12 protein-coding genes are annotated in these 18,414 nt (G+C 53.8%); 1 reads left to right on the forward strand and 11 read right to left on the reverse strand.

The annotated features are described in order from the left end of the window. Window positions 1-52: 52 nt before the first annotated feature. From F556_RS0113365 to F556_RS0113405, 11 genes are all read right to left on the reverse strand, one after another. Window positions 53-1,744 (reverse strand): type 2 periplasmic-binding domain-containing protein, encoded by a 1,692-nt coding sequence (locus F556_RS0113365; RefSeq protein WP_020617469.1) that lies wholly within the window; start codon window positions 1,742-1,744, stop codon window positions 53-55. 199 nt (window positions 1,745-1,943) lie between these two features. Next, window positions 1,944-3,311: a response regulator gene (locus F556_RS0113370; RefSeq protein ID WP_020617470.1), complete on the reverse strand. Its 1,368-nt coding sequence runs from the start codon at window positions 3,309-3,311 to the stop codon at window positions 1,944-1,946. Then, window positions 3,308-5,050, reverse strand: a complete 1,743-nt coding sequence (locus tag F556_RS0113375) for a sensor histidine kinase (protein ID WP_020617471.1) — start codon at window positions 5,048-5,050, stop codon at window positions 3,308-3,310. Before F556_RS0113375 ends, F556_RS0113370 begins: the two co-directional genes overlap by 4 nt. A gap of 300 nt (window positions 5,051-5,350) precedes the next feature. Further along, a complete protein-coding gene (locus F556_RS0113380) occupies window positions 5,351-9,718 on the reverse strand; it encodes an InlB B-repeat-containing protein (protein ID WP_020617472.1) in 4,368 nt (1,455 codons plus the stop codon). 700 nt (window positions 9,719-10,418) lie between these two features. Continuing rightward, the gene (locus F556_RS37760) at window positions 10,419-10,616 is read right to left on the reverse strand and encodes a hypothetical protein (RefSeq protein ID WP_157272739.1); all 198 of its coding nucleotides are present in this window, start codon (window positions 10,614-10,616) and stop codon (window positions 10,419-10,421) included. Window positions 10,617-10,860: 244 nt separating this feature from the next. Then, window positions 10,861-12,147, reverse strand: coding sequence for an adenylosuccinate synthase (locus F556_RS0113385; RefSeq protein WP_020617473.1), 1,287 nt, complete (start codon window positions 12,145-12,147; stop codon window positions 10,861-10,863). A 228-nt stretch (window positions 12,148-12,375) separates the two neighbouring features. Continuing rightward, a complete protein-coding gene (gene dnaB / locus F556_RS0113390) occupies window positions 12,376-13,728 on the reverse strand; it encodes a replicative DNA helicase (RefSeq protein ID WP_020617474.1) in 1,353 nt (450 codons plus the stop codon). Between the two features lie 69 nt (window positions 13,729-13,797). Next, entirely contained in the window at window positions 13,798-13,959 is a 162-nt protein-coding gene (locus tag F556_RS38575; protein WP_211222582.1) for a hypothetical protein, read from the reverse strand. Window positions 13,960-14,203: 244 nt separating this feature from the next. After that, on the reverse strand, window positions 14,204-14,650 hold the full coding sequence (rplI, locus tag F556_RS0113395; protein ID WP_020617475.1) for a 50S ribosomal protein L9: 447 nt from the start codon (window positions 14,648-14,650) through the stop codon (window positions 14,204-14,206). Further along, complete coding sequence (locus F556_RS0113400; RefSeq protein WP_020617476.1) at window positions 14,647-16,614, reverse strand: DHH family phosphoesterase; 1,968 nt, start codon at window positions 16,612-16,614, stop codon at window positions 14,647-14,649. Before F556_RS0113400 ends, rplI begins: the two co-directional genes overlap by 4 nt. A gap of 18 nt (window positions 16,615-16,632) precedes the next feature. After that, window positions 16,633-17,523 (reverse strand): DUF2232 domain-containing protein, encoded by an 891-nt coding sequence (locus F556_RS0113405; protein WP_169447582.1) that lies wholly within the window; start codon window positions 17,521-17,523, stop codon window positions 16,633-16,635. A 692-nt stretch (window positions 17,524-18,215) separates the two neighbouring features. On the opposite strand from F556_RS0113405, the gene F556_RS38580 reads away from it, so the two are divergent. Then, the coding region (locus F556_RS38580; protein ID WP_211222583.1) for a hypothetical protein at window positions 18,216-18,414 on the forward strand (199 nt) is incomplete at its 3' end.

Below are 18,414 nucleotides of genomic sequence, written 5' to 3' on the forward strand. Positions count from 1 at the left end.
ACTAAGGGGAGATCAAGGCAAGCGGAGGTCCGCTTGCCTTGACTTCACGTCCTTACTTGAGTTCATTGACCTCTGCTGTAATGTCTTTTCCGCCTTGCTGATTCCACTTCTCTACGAAGGTATCGAACTCTTCGAGCGGGGCGCTGCCCATAATGATCTTCAGGAAGATTTCGTCTTCCAGCTTCTTCAGGTTGGACCATCGGGACTGCATGGTCTTGGTCTGAGCCGTAGCCAGACTCCGCGTCCATTGGATATCCGCATCAACGAAGGTCGAGCCGCCGTTCAAGTGCGAGTAAACATGCGGGAAGAAATCCGGGTTGGTCTCTTTATCCCAGTATTGAATGTCGTAGTTGTCGAACGGCTCCGTCTTGATTTCCTTCACATGGGAGGCAATCTCGTACGTGAAGCCGTAGTTGGCCTTGTCGACTTCCTCCAGCTCCAGCTCGCCGGTCAGTACCTTTTGCGTGGTTTTGACCGCGTACTCGAGCTGATCGCCGAGGCCCATGATCAGGAACAATGGGATTTCCTGCGACGTCATTTCTTTGCCGACTGCTTCTTTGTAGCTTTCTTGCTTTTCATTCACGTGGATATTGAGCATTTTGATGATCGCTTCCGGGTTCTTGAACGACTTCTTCACCACGATGAAGGTGCTGCCTGTCGCCTGATTGGAGTTAAACTGCTGCTCTTCGTTCAGTGGTGCCGCATACGGCCGCCAGTTGGCTTGATCGTCGTTTTTGATAGAGTCCATCAGGTTGTATGGCGACCACCATGGGCCGAAGAAGATGCCAGCCTGGCCGCTTGTCAGCAGCTCTTGCGAGCTCTTTCTCAATCCAACCTCACGGTCCAGAATGCCCTTGGCATACCAATCTCTCAAGGTCGTCAGTGCCTGCTTCGTATTCTCTGTCGTCGAACCGTACGTGGCCTGACCATTCTCATCCTCGATCCAGATGCCTGGATAAGCATCCTTCGCGAAGAACACCGGCGAGAGATTCATGTAATGGTCGCTGGAGGACAGGAAGGTCGAGTACAAGGAACCGCCTTGCTGCGTACCAACAACCCCAACCGTATTCGGGCCACCCATATTATTGTCGATGAATGCTTGCGCAATCGCTTCCAGATCTTCCAGCGACTTAGGCTCGGACAGACCCAGCTCATCCATCCAATCCTTGCGGATCCAGGTCAGTGGTGCAGAAGGCAGCGTGGTCTCTGGCAGAGCATAGAGCTTGCCGTCAAAGGTCACACTCTCCAGCAGTCCTGGATTGGAGTCATAGATTTGTTTGAGCCGCTCAGTTCCGTGCTGCTCATAGACCTCGGTCAAATCGGCCAATTGATCCGCTTTCACCATTTGCCGTAGCTGACTCTCATCGACCAGCATGGCATCAGGAAGATCGTTACTGCCGATCGCTAGGCTTACCTTCTGAGCATAATCCCCAGTCGCCGCTTCCCATTCATGGTTAATGACGATGTTGTACGTATCCTTGAGCCAGCGTGTGTACAGATTATCCTCAGCCGTGTCGGAGCCCTCATATTTGTAGTTCGGGTCAATGGAACGGCCCAGGGAGACGGTTACCGGTTCTTCGTACTTGGCAAAAGGATCAACGGCTACTTGCTCTGTAGTGTTCGTATTTCCCGATGCTGGCGGCGTACTCCCGGAGTTGGTATTGGCCGGTCCGGTATTCGAACAGGCGCTAAGCGTAAAGGCAGCAATCAGGCCAATCGCGGTAAGTTTAACTCGTTTACTCACTTTTTACTTCCCCCTTGTAGTGAAGCTATTGGTTAGCTTTATCCTTATTATAAATCTGCTCCCGGAGATGCGCGTTAGAGGAACATCTGGTGTAAGGGAGAGGATGTCACAAAAAAATAAGCCTGACTGAAATTCGTCTACCCTGTTTTCAGTCAGGCTTACCCCCTCGGTGGTCCCGCTTCGCCACCCTCATATAGCTTTACTTGGAGCGGGGTCCCGGATTCATTTGTCGGAAATCGCTTGGCAGTACGCCCACATGCTCCTTGAAGATCCGGCTGAAATACTTCTCATCCGTATAGCCGACCTGCTCGGCAATCCATTGAATCGTCTTCTGCGTATTGGTCAAATATGCCTTGGCCTTCTCCATTCGAATATCTCTGACATAGTCGGTGTAGGTCTGACCGACAATCTGTTTGAAGCATTGGCTGAAATAGCTCAAGCTCATATTGACCTGCCTGGCCATGTCGCTGGCCGAGATCGACTGATCCACCGAGCCTTGTGCGATCGACTTGGCCTTGGCGATACTGCTCTGAATTTCGACTGAGAACTGCGGCTTCATCGTCGATTCATGCAGGATCGTTCGCGTCTGCCGCAGCCAGTCCACGAGCTCAACGAACAACAAGAACGAATCCTTGATGAGGATGGGCTGCTCCAGCAAGGACCCGTACAAGCGGTTCCAATCATCCGTTAGTGAGAAGAACAGCCGGGTCAGCCGAATCGACGGCAGGCGGAGCCTCGCCAGCTCGGCCAACCGATCCTCGAACCCCTCTTCATCATAGATCCAGTCCGAGTTCAACCATTTCAGCTTCAGGTCCTGCAGGTGATAATCCTCACTGGAGGCGATCGGACGGATGTCCTCCTTCGTCATCTCCAGCATGCCCCGCTGCGGCTCATAATCATAGAACAGCCCATTCCTGCGGTAGCCCCGGATCAGCTGCATTATCGCCTTGCGGTCCAGCCCCTGTACGTTCTTCATACAGACCATCGCATACTCCGGCGCCCGCTCTGCGAAGTCCCGCGGTTCATAGGTCCAGTACCAGCTGCCCTCCTCTGCCTCAGACGCACCATAGGCCAAGGGCACCTCATCCGAGCCCATGTCCTCCTGGCGCTGCGCCAGAGAGTAAGCGACATAGATTTGATCCGGGGTTCTGTATTCTGTCGGAGCCGCTGTCTGGCGTTTGATCTTCTGCATATCCAGCAGGGAGACGATTCTAGCCATCAGATCCTCGAATTGCTCCTTCTCCAGATCCGTCTTGGCGATATAATCGATCGCCCCCAGGCGCAGGGCCTCCTGCACATATTCAAAATCCTGATGCAGCGTCAAGACAACAACCTGAATCTGAGGATATTTGACGCTGATCTCCCGCATGAGCTCAATACCGGACATCACGGGCATGGCCAGATCCGTGAACAGCAGATCCACTTTATTTTTCTCCAGAAACGCCAGTGCGTTCTCACCGTTATTGGCCTCACCCACAACGGTCATGCCGAATTGCTCCCAAGGGATGAAGGACACCAGACCTTTTCTGACAATCTTCTCGTCATCCACTACCAATACCTGAATCATTTCGCCTGCTCACCTCTGTCTACGGGCAATGCCATGAACACCTGTGTCCCCTTGCCCACTTCGCTCTTGATCGTAAACGTCGCTTCATCCCCGTAATTTGCTTGCAGGATGCGGATAACATATTTCATGCCGATCCCCATCCCTACCTTCTGACTATCCATGGCGTCGTCATGCAGCAGCTTCTCCAACTGCTCGGGTGACATGCCCGAACCATTGTCCTGAATGGAGATCTCCAATCGTTCACCCAGACGAATATCCACGTGAATGTATCCATTGTCGCTCACCCCATGGTACAGAGCATTCTCTACTAACGGCTGCAGGATGAACCGCGGAATCGCGAAGGACATGGCCTCCTCATCCACATCAATATCGACGTCGAATTGAAAATCATACCGGATGGTTTGCAGCTGCAAGTATTCCTTGACCGCTTCGATCTCCCGCCCGATGGTCGTCTCCTCGCCGATCTTGCCCAGATTGTACCGCAGCAGCCGGTTCAGGGACAGGACTAGCTTGTCGATTTCCTGCTGCCCGTTCATCATCGCCAGCCAATGGACCGTATCCAGCGTATTCATCAAGAAATGCGGATTAATCTGATACATGAGCTTCTCCACTTCGAGATTGGCGCGCCGTTTTTCCTTTTGCTCAATTTCTCCGTAGAGCTCCCAGATTTTCTTCTTCATCTCCCGGGTCTTGAACAGCAGGTAATCGAACTCGGGAATATGCAGCCGATCCGTCCGATCTGCGGGATTGGAGTCAATCAAGGTCTTGATTTCATAATTGAATTTCTCCAGCGGTCGATAGACCATGCGCCACATGAACGTCCCAATCAGCCCAACGGCAACCGCGAAAATACACACCATAATGGCAAACTGCAGGTACCATTGATTTTTCTCCTCATTGATCTCGCTCTTGGGAAGGATGGACACCAGACTCCAGCCTTGGTTGCTAACCTCCCGGTGCCACAGAAATCCGTTGTACTCCCCCGAGAGGTCTTGCTCACCTGTGAACGGAAACACGCTGCTCACCGGGAAGAGCTCGGCATTCTGGCTATACGTCACCTCGCCGCTATTGTTCAGAATGAGCAGCTGGCGGGAGTGGGTAATGCCTGTGTCCGGCGCAAACAGGTTAAGCGTTGTCTTGAATCCCGTCTCGATGTAGACGTATACCTCTTCATGGGTGACATTGACTTTGCGGATGGTGCTGAATACCAATCCATTGTACATCCGGTTATTGCTCACATGTGGGCCAAAGTAAGTAATCTCCGGGTACGACTCCATGAGCGGCAACTGGTCAATATCAAAGGTCTCCCGCACCGGGAAGTTCTCGAAATCATAGTTCCCACGATCCGCGAAGTAATAGAAGGTCAACCCCACGTTCGGATTGGAGAAGGTCACGACATTCAAATCGCTCTTCAAATCGCTATGATAGCGTGACTTCATGTACAAGTCCTGCTCAAAGTAATGCTGCTCCAGCAACCGGTTGTTATTGATGCCGAAGGCCAGCTGCTGCGAGACGTGATTGAGGTTATTCAGGGTGTTCTCCAGCGTCAGAATCTCCTGCTTCAGGACACTCTGGATGGAATCTTCGACTTTATTGGTTAAGATGGCGTTGATGGCGTACAAGGAAACCCAGCCCAGGCACACAATCGGGACCAGCACACTGATGAAAAAAATAGCAATGATGCGCTTCTTGAACGGCGCTTCTCGATAGCGGTCGACGATGAAAGATTTAATCTTCATGCTCATCCCATTTCCTCAAGGTCCGGCTGTTGAAAGGTAGGCCTGCGGGTAACGAATCATTCTTCCGATCGCTGTTGTCCCCAGATTTCCTGATTATATAAAATCTTCAGAGGTGGAAATCCGGGGACAAAGGCGAGCGCTTCGCTTCTCCAGAATCGATTCGTACCACTCCGGCACGCTTTCAAATGTCTGACTCGTATAAATGCTAATAAAGTTTATCACAAATAGGGCAATTCGAGAGAAGCAAATAATCCCCATCTCTAGCGATCAAGGGATTATTTGCGACTAGCAGGTATTTAGTTAGGCTTCCGATTGCAGTTTAAGCAAGTTTAAGATGACGGTTGCTGCTTCGGCGCGTGTGGCGTTAGCCATAGGTGCGAAGCGGTTGTTGCCTTGGCCTTGCATGAGTCCCTGTTCAACCGCTGCGGCGACATAGCCTTTGGCCCAGTTTTGGACGGAGAAGCTGTCGGCGAAGGTCAATTCTGCCTCCGCATTCACTTGGCTGCCCAATGCGCGAATGATGAGCGAGGCCATCTCTTGTCTTGTGATCGGGTTGGTGCCCCGGAAGGTACGGTCCTCGTAACCGGTGATCCATCCCGCTTGGACTGCGGCTGTCACCGACGGAGCGGCCCAGGCCGGGATCCGGCTTGCATCTGCAAAATCGAGTGCTGTCTGCGCAGGCTCTGCTAGACGCAGCGCACGCGCCAGCATGGTGGTGAACTCCAGTCTGGTGACCTGCTGATTCGGATGGAATGTACCGTCTGGATATCCGTTCACGAAGCCCAATGCTACGGATTCCATAATCGCAGCTTCTCCCCAATGCCCGCCAATGTCCGTAAACGATGGAAGGGAAGGGTTTTGCGGCTCCTCTGGCTCCTCTGGGTTCCCTGGTTCTACCGCAATCACCTGCGCACGGAATGCCGACATTTGATTCTTCAGCTCCGCATCCGCCTGATTGACGGCCGTTTGCGTGGCACTTGATGAGCTGTTTACAGCTTGCGCTGCTGTGATTGCCGTTTGCAGGGCTGCTTTTGCCGAAGCAGGGTATTGACCAGCCTCGGTGCCTGCGACTGCTTGATCATGCAGGCTCTGCGCGTCACGCAGGGTCGTTTGCAGAACAGATTTGTCTACTGTTACACCAGGCGTACCTGGATTGACTGGGATGATGACAGGATTGATCGCATTTCTGAACCCCTGGACTGCCGCTGTCAGAGCGGTTACAGCCTCATCCACTTGCTGTTGAGTTGCAGACGATTGGTCATAGACAGCTGTAGCTGTCGCAATTGCTGCTTGCAGTGTTGCTTTTGCACCTGTTGGATACTGTCCTGGCTGCGTGCCCTCAACTGCTCCATCATGCAAGGCTTGTGCTGTGCGAATGTCCTGCTCAAGCGTGGACCGGTCTACCTCGACCTCTTCTCCGGCAAGAATCCAGTGTGCGTATAGGACACGATCGGATGTGTGGGTTACATTACCCTCAAACACCCGAATGCCGCTGCTGTTATACATCTGTTGGCCCTTGCCTTCGGTCTCGGTGTAGAAGCCCTGGAACGAATAGCCCTCTCGCTCAGGACGGGCGATGCCCAGCGGTAATCTGCCGCCGTAGTTGACTGTTACCATCTCCGTACCGCCTGACCCACTCTGCGAATCCAGCGTTATGCGGGAGGTATTCGCTTTGAAGCGGGCATGGAGGGTCAAGTCACGGGTGGAGCCAGTTGCTACACTGCTGAGCTTGGAGCTCGGCAGGAATTGCGAATCGGTATACCAGCCGTCAAACGTATATCCCTCTTTGGGGCTCGGGTCACTCAAATCAAACGTTGGTGATTCAACGGTATAGGTAGTCGGTACAGTGCCCGGCATCACGGCCGAGACTTCACCGTCTCTATAGTCGATGTTGTACGGCACCACGTTCCACTTGGCATACAATGTCGTTGATGCCGTCACGGTGTCGGTCTCGAATGTCCAAGCCTGCGTACCCTCTGAATCTTTGAACCAGCCTGCAAAAGCATAACCGTTTCTGACCGGCGCTTCCGGCGCAGTAATCGTACTGTCCCCTGCCACGTTCGGAATAGACATTACCAAGCTGCCACCCTGGGTGTTGAAATCCACCAGGAATTTGTCGGCTTCCAGTTCAATCCACCCTGCGTAAAGGGTCATGCCATAAATGTGATCGTCGCCAAGCGTGTTAACTACAGGATTAGCGAAATCATATACCTGGGTTAACGCCGCGTCCGTGTACCATTTTCCGTCGAATAGATAACCGCTGCGAGTTGGATCGGTGGTTGGCCGAGTTGCTTGTTCACCGTCCCGGACATATTGCGTGGCAATCGTGCTGCCGCCCGACGTGTTGAAGATCACGCCATTGCGTCCGGGCGGGAAGATACCACTGGCTTCAAAGCCGATTCCGTTGCCTGCAGCAAATGCCGTATCCCAGTTAGCACGTGCGTTATTGCCGCTGTCAGCGGAGCCATTAATGTTAAAGTTGTTCGCGTTGCTGCCATAGAAATATAATTGCTCATTATTCAGCATTGAGGCGGTAATCGCCGGTTGATTGGTTTGCTGCTGTGCGCCAGCGTTGCTTTGCGTATTGAATATAATGCCGCCCGCAGTCACCCGCAGCATTCTAATCTTGTACCAATGGGTGTCGACACCATTGTATTTCATTCTCGTCATCGTCCCGCCGGGCCAGCCGCCAAACAGCTCAGGGTTAAACGTGTACACCCGCACACCGTAGCTGTATCCGCCCCAGGCTTGGAAGTTGGCATGACGGTTGATGGAGAAATACACGTCGACGTGCGTTGGCTCCTCGACCGGTGGAGCTGCCTCTTCGTGAAGCTCTACCCTGGTGTAGGCGAATTCTTTGGTGATCCAATGGCCTCCGGCTGTCTTACCCGCCATCGTGACGGTAATCGGATCGTTATAGTTGCCGCTCACCGTAATTGTCTCATCATTGGCAAAACGCTTCGCCTCACCGTTGTTGATAGTGTATAGGGTATCGGTGACACCGACAGCCGACAATCTGAGCCGGAGCTCATTGCCTGTGAAGCTGTTGCCGGCGATTACATCATCATCGTTAGGCATAGCCGCCAGAATAGCAGAGCTTGCTGCGTCCCGCTCCATGAGCACCACGAGGCCAGGGTTCGTGCTGGTGTCAGTGGTAGAAGTGGTTGCTGGGTTACCAGGAATGGTTCCGCTAATTCTGCCGTTTGCGACAGTAAAGACGTTGGCTGAATTCAGAGCATCTACATAGAAGCCATCCTTCAGGAAGGTAACGGGCACACTACCCAGCACACGGTCCGTTGCACTGGTATTGATCAGCACCGCGCCACCGCCATCAGTGACCGTACCGCGCTCAATCATAACCGCGTTGTTCCCGAGGCTCACCAGATTCTCGTCATTGCCTGCCATGGCGTTGTGGAACTTGTTGATGGCTACGACTTCGGGATGTGTCCACTGAGGCCGGCTGTTATCTACGTTGTCAGCGGTCCGTACGCTGGTTCTTTGGCTGCCATCCGCATTGATATTACGGGCAAAAAACAGCGGCGAAGCGTCTTTACGGGCGGCAATCATAGCCCAACCCTGACGGATCTGCTTCGGACTGAAGCCCAGGGACTCCCCTTCGTTATTGTAGGTGTCGTGGGATTCAACCCAAGGTACCAGCTGATCGGCCTTCAGGCCCTCGGCAGCATAATCCGCCCATTTGTCGAGACGGCCAATGTCTCCCAGCTCCAGGACACCACGTACATGATGGCCATACATCGAAGCGGTCAGGTCGATATACTTGGCATACCCAGCCATCCGGTCGTTGTTCGGGTCTCCTCCTTGCAGCACTTCACCGTACTGGAAGTTTTCCTTACCCTTCTCCTCAAAATAAGCCTCGGCGGCACCAGTCACATTTTTTACATAGTCACTTTTGAACTCCCCGCCGGGATATCTCGCATTCGTTGCACCTGCGGCCATACTCGCCGGGGAAGGCACGTCGTCGTCCAGCTCAATGTGCTTGATGGCATCATAGCGGAAGCCGCTCGCGCCAGCATCGATCATGTCCTTCAAGTACGCGATGTAGGATTCTTGTACAAACGGAGAGTGCGTGTTCAGATCCCGCAGTCCGCTGATCATCTGAGGCTGGGTCAGCAGAAAACGATCGTTATATCCGACGTTCCCGCCCACATCGTGAAAATGCGTGCTGTCAGTCCACGGAGCATCGGAATTGGCCGGGCTGCCCATGTGATTCGGCACCACATCGACGATGACTTTGAGGCCTACTTGCTCGGCAGCGGTGGTCAGACGAACAAACGCGTCTCGGTCACCGTACCGGTTACGGTTGCCGCCTGCTTCCATGTTGCTGGGCTGATAAGCAAAATACCAGTTGACCCCGGCAGCGCTGCCCATAATTGGCGACGTCTGGATCGCTGTGTATCCGGCGTCCTTAATCGCTTGGAGGTTTTCCTCAATGACATTTAAATTCCAATCAAAAGCATGCAGGATGACGCCGTCCCGGATACGCTCCGGCGTGTCACCGCTTGCTGCGGCTGCCGCAGCAAGCGGCGATACATCCGCTTGGGATTCTGCCTGGGCCGCTGGCACAGCGAAGACCGAGGCCAGCATGACCAGCGCGAGCAGCAGACTAAGGAACCGTTTGTGATGCAATGGGTGGTGGATGGGTTTCATGGAAATGTTCATTCTCCTTTTGAGTTTTTGATATAGATGTAGCGCTTTCAAACTTTGGAGACCCCGTGTTTATGTAAATCCTCTCGCCAATTTGGAAGGCCTACTAACTATATCATTCCCCGTAAGCAGCGAAGGGGGAGAACGTTTTGCAATGGGGTGAAGTATTCTGCGAACTTTCCGAGTGCAGGAAAAAATGTCTACCCTGTTTTTGTACATTCGTCGCTCGGCTACCCCGTCGCTCATGGCACGACACCTTCTTGGGAGCGCGCCAGCCTGGATAATCACCCGAAGACCACGAACACCGCATCCGCTCCTGTGCTTGGTGGGGCTTTCTCAAGCAACCGATGAATCGACCTGGTCCTGCTTGCAGCTGTGGGACAGGCGCAACCGTTGGGTCAGTTCGAAGATGACTTAATAACCCCCGTCCACCCCTAGCTAAAGACAAAAGTGCAACGAAATGCTGCGTATTCTCCGATCTTCTATGTCATAGCGACAAAAATACAATCAATCGCTCCATAAATTCCACATTTATACAATTACGAGCATAATAACTGCACAATTGTCTTTAGTCCCCCGAGATAAGCTATTCTATTAGGATTTAACTGTACTTTTGTCTTTAACCATCTGAGTTGTGGTCGTAGGAGTATCGGCGCCATGCTGCCGAACCCAACGCACTGGGAGCTGAGCACGGAAAGAAAGTTTACTTACCGCCTTCCGCTGTATGCTCTACCAACCGGCGGACCCGGCGCCCCTCGTTTCCTCTAACTACCCAACCTACGATAATCGTCTGTGCCGCATGTGTTTCTACGACCGCCGTCACGCTACCGAACCCCGCGCCCTGGAAGCTGCGGACGGAACACAAAAAGACGCAAGGGTTGCTCCCTTGCGTCTCTCTCATGATGTCGTTCTTATGTTGCTCTTGTGTGCTTTTATATTACTCTTACGTTGTTCCTTAGTTACGTCGTTGCTCCCTTGCGCCGCTACCTCGTAAGTTGGGTTGCACCAGTCTCGAGAAGGTAGTCACAATGAAAAAGAAAGTCCGGATGACCAGGCCGCCTGTATACCAGACGGCTCCGGGTCATCCGGACTCAATAGGTTAGTGCTTCTTATGGTAGACGAATCGAGTTCGTCCGGTCTTGGTACTATTCGTAGATCTTGCGAACCGGGTTCGTCTGGTCACGGTTCCGGCCAACGGAGAAGATGGCGATCGGAATGCCAGTCAGTTCGGCGACACGGGCTACGAAGCGTTGTGTCGTTTCTGGCAGGTCCTCCAGCTTCTTGGCGCCGGAGATGTCCTCGCTCCAGCCTGGCAGCTCTTCGTATACGGCTTCGCATTCGCCCAGCATTTTCAGGCTGGCCGGGTAGTGCTCAATGATCTCGTCGCGGTACTTGTACGCCGTACAGATCTTGACGGTCTCCAGACCAGTCAGGACGTCCAGCGAGTTCAGCGACAGGCCGGTGATACCACTCACGCGACGAGCGTGACGAACCACGACCGTATCGAACCAGCCGACCCGACGCGGACGTCCGGTTACCGTGCCGTACTCATGGCCGGTCTCACGAATCGTATCCCCGATTTCGTTATGCAGCTCAGTTGGGAACGGACCGTCACCAACACGAGTGGTGTAACTTTTGGCCACACCAATGACCTGTTGGATCTTGGACGGACCTACGCCCGAACCGATGCAGACGCCGCCTGCTGTTGGGTTAGACGAGGTTACGAACGGATAGGTACCTTGGTCGATATCCAGCATAACCCCTTGGGCGCCCTCAAACAGCACTTTTTTATCCGAATCGATCGCGTCATTGAGCACAACGGATGTATCGGCGACATACGGACGCAGCTTCTCAGCATAACCGAGGTAATCGCTGATGATCGCATCCGCATCAACCGGCTCGCCGCCGTACACTTGTGCAATCACGTGGTTTTTCTCAGCTACCAGCTTGCGTACCTTCTCCTCGAAAATCTCCCCATCCATCAGATCGGCGATCCGGATGCCAGCACGAGCGGCTTTGTCCATGTAGCAAGGGCCGATGCCTTTGCGCGTGGTTCCGATCTTGTTATCGCCTTTGCGGTCTTCCTCCAGCGCATCCAGTACCATATGATAAGGCATGATCACATGCGCGCGGTCGCTGATCTTCAGGTTCTCAGAGGAGAAACCGTGTTCATGGATATATTCGATCTCCTCGATCAGGGCAGCCGGGTTGATAACCATTCCGTTGCCGATGACGCAGACTTTATTCTCATTGAAGATTCCGGATGGAATCATAGTCAGCTTATATTTCTTGTTCCCGATAATAATCGTGTGGCCAGCGTTGTTTCCGCCCTGATAACGGGCTACGACATCAGCGCCCTCCGCCAGATAGTCGGTGATTTTGCCTTTGCCCTCGTCGCCCCATTGCGTCCCTACAACAACAACTGTTGACATCAGTCATTCCCCCACTTCAGTGTATGTACACACCGAAAATTACTGCCTTATAAAAGTGGTTCAAAAAGTCCGCTTTTGATCACAAAGTGATTTCGACTTTTTTGAACTCGCATTTATATTTAGACAGCACTCTCAGTGTAGCAGTCCGTATTTTGCCTGTCAACCGAAAAGCGAACATTTACAATACAGCATATTTTAATGTTCGGAAATAGCTATCATCTCTCTACGCTAAGCCGGTTCCTGATGGGAGCGGTCCAGGCTGACGAACTTGTTGAAGTTCTTCAAGAACGCCAGCTCCACCGTGCCCACCGGTCCATTCCGCTGCTTGGCGATGATGATCTCGATGATATTTTTCTTCTCCGACTCTTTATCATAGTAATCATCCCGGTACAAGAACGCCACGATATCAGCATCCTGCTCGATCGAACCGGATTCCCGCAAGTCCGACATCATGGGCCGCTTATCCTGCCGCTGCTCCACACCCCGGCTGAGCTGGGATAGTGCGATGACCGGCACTTCGAGTTCCCGGGCAATCTGCTTGAGCGTCCGCGAGATCTCGGAGACCTCCTGCTGCCGGTTCTCCCCGGCCTTGCCACGGCCTTGGATCAGCTGCAAGTAGTCGATAAGGATCATACCGAGACCCTTCTCCTTCTTGAGCCGACGACACTTGGCGCGGATATCCGCCACGGTGATGCCCGGCGTATCATCAATATAGATCTCCGCTTCGGACAAGGAGCCAATCGCCATCGTCAGCTTCTCCCAATCGTCACCCTCCAGATAACCGGTCCGCATCCGGCCCGCATCGACGTTGGACTCCGCACAGATCATCCGCTGCACGAGCTGGGCCGCGGACATCTCCAGCGAGAAGATAGCGACGGTCTCGCGGGCCCGCACGCCGACATTCTGAGCGATATTCAGCGCGAAGGCCGTCTTACCGACCGAGGGACGCGCCGCGACAATGATCAGGTCATTCCGCTGGAAGCCCGAGGTCATTTTGTCGAGGTCGTGGAAGCCCGATGGAATACCTGACGCGTTGCCTTTGTTGGTATAGAGCTGCTCTACCTTCTCGAATACTTCCATCAGCACGTCACGGATGGAGATGAAGCCGCTGCTGGAGCGACGGTTGGACAGCTCCATGATGCGCGCCTCGGCATCGCTAAGCAACGCGCTCACTTGGTCTTCGCCGGCATAGCCGTCAGTCACAATCTCGGTTGCCGTGCGGATAAGACGGCGCAGCATCGATTTCTCCTCGACGATCTGCGCGTAGTAGTCCACGTTGGCCGCCGTCGGCACACCGCCGACCAGCTTGGCCAGGTAACTGACGCCGCCGATCCCCTCGAGCTGCTGATGATCCTGCAGATACGCCGTCAGGGTGACAAGGTCGATGGGCTGTCCAGCCTCGCCGAGCTCCACCATCGCATCGAAGATCTGCTGGTGCTCAGCCGTATAAAAGTCCTCGCTGCGCACCCGCTCCATGGCAGTGATGAGCGCCTCGCCCTGCAACAGGACAGCACCCAACACCGCTTGCTCCGCTTCGAGGTTCTGCGGCGGTACGCGATCATACATCATCTCGGGGTTCATGCGTTTACAGCTCCTTTGCTTACTTAATACTATAGCAGCCTTCCAGCCGCCCAATGCTTGGTACAGGCGTCATCGTTCAATTATCCCGCCAACCCACTCCAGCTCACGCAGCACTTTGGTGTGCGATGCCGGAGTAGGCGCGGGGTCTTCTCCCATTATCAAGCCCAGGCGCCGCTTGGTAAACTGTAAATGACTGTTAAGCGTACCATCTATCTCTTCGCTAACGGCCACCACGGCTTTTATTCCATCGAAAAAGCAGCCTCTCCCAAGCTAACGGCCACAGGCGCCGCTATTTCCTTGAAAACAGGCCCATTGGACCGGATAAGCTAAGAATAGCTGCGCTCATGGCCGTTACCATTTCAAAAGGACGCTTCTTGCATTCCCACCGCCGATCACTGGGCCCTTGGCAAGCCAAAAATAGCAGTCCTCAAGCCACCGCCCCGCCCGGAGTGCTGCCTCTCATCCGGTTGTCGTCTTATTCCTCTGCTGCCTGTACTTTCAATGTGCCTTTCACTTCCGGATGTAATTTCACGCCGACCTGGGTGAAGCCCAGAGCACGGATCGGATCGGCCAGTTCAATTTTGCGCTTGTCGATCTTGATGCCATGCTGCTCTGCCAATGCCTCGCCAATTTGCTTGGTTGTAATGGCACCGAACAGGCGACCGCCCTCGCCAGCTTTGGTCTTGATGACAACCGTCATCTCGCCCAGCTTTTCCGCCAGCTTCTCCGCATCGATTTTTTCCTGCTCCTTCTTCTTGTTCTCCGAGGCCTTCTGGTTTTGCATCGTCTTGATGTTGCCGTCAGACGCTTGCTTTACAAGTCCTTTTGGAAACAGAAAATTGCGTGCGTAGCCTTCGGAAACTTCCTTCACTTCGCCTTTTTTGCCTTGTCCTTTGACATCCTGCAAGAAGATTACTTTCATTCGAATAACCCCTCTTCCTTATCGATATCTTCGAGTACTTGCTTGAGCTTCTCTGCCACTTGATCCGTCGTGCCCTCCAGCTGGGCCGCTGCATTGGTCAAATGTCCACCGCCACCCATTCGCTCCATGACGACCTGAACATTCATGTGACCAAGTGAACGGGCGCTGACCCCGATTAAACCATCTGTTCGCTGACCGATGACGAAGGACGCCATCACGTCGGTCATATTGAGCAGCGTATCGGCAGCCTGGGCAATCAGTAGCTGTGAATACTGGCGGCCCGTGTTGGTAACGGCAATTCCGATGTGATCATGGATGATCTCGGCATGCTTAATAATGTCCGCCTTCTTGATGTACTCCTCCAGGTCTTCCTTAAGCATCCGCTGGATGAGTGAGGAATCGGCACCATTGCGCCGCAGGAATGATGCGGCCTCGAATGTCCGCGCCCCGGTGCGGAGCGAGAAGCTCTTGGTGTCGACCGTGATGCCTGCCAGCAGTGCCGTCGCCTCCGCCACATCGAGAATGACACGATCATGGATATATTGCAGCAGCTCCGTCACCAGCTCACAGGTGGACGAAGCATACGGCTCCATGTAGACCAGCAGCGGATTATTTATGAATTCTTCGCTGCGGCGGTGATGGTCAATCACGACAATCCGGTCCGTCATCGACAGCAGCCTGGGCTCCTTGACCATCGAAGCCTTGTGGGTATCAACGACGACGGCCAGTGTACGGCTATCGACAAGACCGAGTGCCTGCTCCGGCGAGATGATCCGCTTCATCAGGTGCTCTTCGTCCTCCAGAATCTCCATCATCTTCTGGATAGCCGGATTGACCGACTCCAATACGAAGAAGGCTTCCTTGTTGAAGAGCCTGGCGGCCTTCAGCACGCCGATGCCGGCGCCGACGGAGTCCATGTCCGGCATTTTGTGACCCATGATGACGACATTGCTGCTCTCCTTGATCATATCCCGGAGCGCATGAGCGACAACGCGGGCACGCACGCGAGTCCGCTTCTCTACAGCATTGGATTTGCCGCCGTAGAACGTCTGCCGCTGCCCATCCTTGACCGCTACCTGATCACCGCCGCGGCCAAGTGCGATATCCAGACTCGTCTGCGCCCACTGACCCAGCTCACTGATGCTGTCCGCATTGACGGCGATGCCGATACTGAGCGTCATCGGAATCTTGTTCTCGATCGTAATCTCCCGCACTTCATCGAGCAGCACGAACCGCGATTGCTCAAGCTGACGCACGGTCCGCTGGTCGGTAATAATGAGATAACGGTCAGAGGTGAGCCGCTTCAGGTAGAGATGATAATGCTGAGCCCAGCCGGTAATTTCGGCGGTTACTTTGGAGAGGAAGGTCGCCCTCTGCTGGTCGTCCATTCCCTGAGTTGCTTCCTCCAGGTTATCCATCATCACGATTCCAAGTGCAAGCTTCTCTTCCTCGTACCGTTTCTCCAGCTTCCACCGGCGGGTAATGTCCCGGATATGAATCAGCCGCTCCTCCTGTTTGAGAAGGAACTCGTATACACGCGACTCATGGGTGACCTCAGCGAGCGACTCCTTCTTGTCCTTGAGCGCTGCCTGCAGAGACGGGAACAGCTCGGTGAGGGAAGAGCCGATAATGGAATCGCGGCCCAGCATCTCCGAGACATATTGATTGTGCCACTCGACGGCACGCTCCTCATTGTAGAGGATAATACCGAAGGGCAGCTCACTGATGACCTCGTTGCCGGCTTTTTTCACCCGGTAGGACAAGGTACCTAGATAATTCTTGAGATCCCGGCGAAACGCGCGCTCCGCGCGCAGCGTGTACCAGGCGAAGGCCAGCGTGGCAACGAGCGCAACCACCCCGATGGGCCACTCGTACCAGGCGAGAGCTGCCGTCATGATGATCATGAGGACAAACGCCCACACCTGTGCCATGCCGTGCCATCGTTTGATTAGGAACTTCGGCATTCTAATCCGCCCCTGTAGCTAGGATTTCGTAAATGACTTTCGGATCGGAAACGCAACATCCAGCACCCCGATCAGACTCAGTGGCGGGAACAGGAACACCGGTATGGCTAACAAAACCGGTATGGCCTTGCTCCAGCGCTTCTGATCGGCGATAAAGAAAAACAATCCGATAGCCTGAATCGTAAACACAAGCCGCAGCAGCGGAATCAGGTTCACGAGCACAGTATTCATAAAGGAATCGCCCGTGCTGTCTACAAACAGATCCGCAATCAGTGCGATCAGATAATACATAACAAATGATTTCGGCAGCATCCAGTCCTTGGCAGGCTTGAAGCCCGGCACTTCGATGCCTTCACGGGAAAGCAGCTTGCGGGTCAGTCCATGCGTGACAATAACGAGGGTAAATGAAACCGCAATCAGAACCCAAGGAATCGACTGCACCACGGTACGAACGAAAGATTCGGTCACCTCGGTCGTCCAGCTTGGCGGCATCAGTCCCTGCGCCTGCAGCATCGCTACCTGATCCCGGATGATGTTGCCCATCTCGCCGGTAATGGAGATCCCGAAGATCGCATTGAACAGGACCATCTCCAACAGGAACTGGCCCAATACGGCAAGCACGCCTGCGGTGACGACGGTCCGGGCGACCGAGCGACGGCGGTAGAGATGACCCATGATAATCGCTGGAACCAGGAAGAAGAAGCCTAAGATGAGCGACACAGGTCCGTTGATTAAAAAAGCAAACAACAGCACCAGCAGCATATGAATCGCAAACTGCTGCCTTGTAAGCGTAGTATAGAGCAGAACTAACGGTACCATGACGACTGGCACAGCGAGCAGATTGATGCCCGGCAGCGCGACCGACACGAGCAGTACAAGCGCCAATACACTCCATAGAATTGATTTCAAGCCGACTTTCAACCGGTTCACCTCTTGCTTCTAAATGGGCTTGGTAGCAAGCTTTACGCCCCATTATACCATAAAATCCAAACGCAACATACGCGCCGCCCCTCCACAGCAGCATGGGGGCCTCGGGGCCCTTCTATATCTATGTAGCCTGACCCTCCAGATATGTGTGCTCCCGCAGGATCTTACCCTTTGTTCTTATTTAGCTTTTGATCGCTTAGGCCGCCTAGACAGCCCCTCCCGCTAATTGCAATTCTGCACTTAGCAGGCTAGTTTAGGTAGGTTCTAGCGAAAGTAAGTGCAAAAGCGCAATTAATCGGGCGGGAATAGGTAATTTGTGGATATTTTGCTGGGATTAGTTGTACTTTTACCTTTAGCAAACCAATAATCCGACGAATAACCGATTGGTAGTGGTATTTTTACACTTAGGCTCCAAGTTAGTTGGTGCGGGTGCGGGTGCGGGCGTTGGATCACCAAGGCTTCCTCCCTCGCTCTAACGGCCATATGTGCGCTTATTTGGCCAGTTTAGCAGCGGTTTCTGATCTAACGGACACAGGTGCCGCTATTTGACCCAAATGTGACGTCACACACAACAAAAAGTAGAAATAACTGCGCTCATGGCCGTTAGAATCTCAGACAGCCGATTTTGAGCCAAATAACTGCTGTGGTGGCCGTTAGAGCGAGGGCAAAAGGCGGTGGGTGGCGGCAGAGGGGTTGGGGTTGGGGTTGGGGTTGGGGTTGGGGTTGGGGTTGGGGTTGGGGTTGGGGTTGGGGTTGGGGTTGGGGTTGGTGAGGGCGCAAGGGCAGGTATGGGTGCCATCCGACCCGCCGTCATGCTGCCGGGCATCGTGCGCCGGGGCTTACGCGGGTATGGGTACAGGAGCACTGTATGCA

It is taken from the genome of Paenibacillus daejeonensis DSM 15491 (genome assembly GCF_000378385.1).
Lineage (GTDB): Bacteria > Bacillota > Bacilli > Paenibacillales > Paenibacillaceae > Paenibacillus_D > Paenibacillus_D daejeonensis.

What these genes read in the sequence shown, in the direction of transcription:
- F556_RS0113375 (WP_020617471.1), bottom strand. Translation starts at nt 5,050, where the DNA reads ATGAAGATTAAATCTTTCATCGTCGACCGCTATCGAGAAGCGCCGTTC.
- F556_RS0113380 (WP_020617472.1), bottom strand. Translation starts at nt 9,718, where the DNA reads ATGAAACCCATCCACCACCCATTGCATCACAAACGGTTCCTTAGTCTG.
- F556_RS0113370 (WP_020617470.1), bottom strand. Translation starts at nt 3,311, where the DNA reads ATGATTCAGGTATTGGTAGTGGATGACGAGAAGATTGTCAGAAAAGGT.
- F556_RS0113385 (WP_020617473.1), bottom strand. Translation starts at nt 12,147, where the DNA reads ATGTCAACAGTTGTTGTTGTAGGGACGCAATGGGGCGACGAGGGCAAA.
- dnaB (WP_020617474.1), bottom strand. Translation starts at nt 13,728, where the DNA reads ATGAACCCCGAGATGATGTATGATCGCGTACCGCCGCAGAACCTCGAA.
- F556_RS37760 (WP_157272739.1), bottom strand. Translation starts at nt 10,616, where the DNA reads ATGAGAGAGACGCAAGGGAGCAACCCTTGCGTCTTTTTGTGTTCCGTC.
- F556_RS0113400 (WP_020617476.1), bottom strand. Translation starts at nt 16,614, where the DNA reads ATGCCGAAGTTCCTAATCAAACGATGGCACGGCATGGCACAGGTGTGG.
- rplI (WP_020617475.1), bottom strand. Translation starts at nt 14,650, where the DNA reads ATGAAAGTAATCTTCTTGCAGGATGTCAAAGGACAAGGCAAAAAAGGC.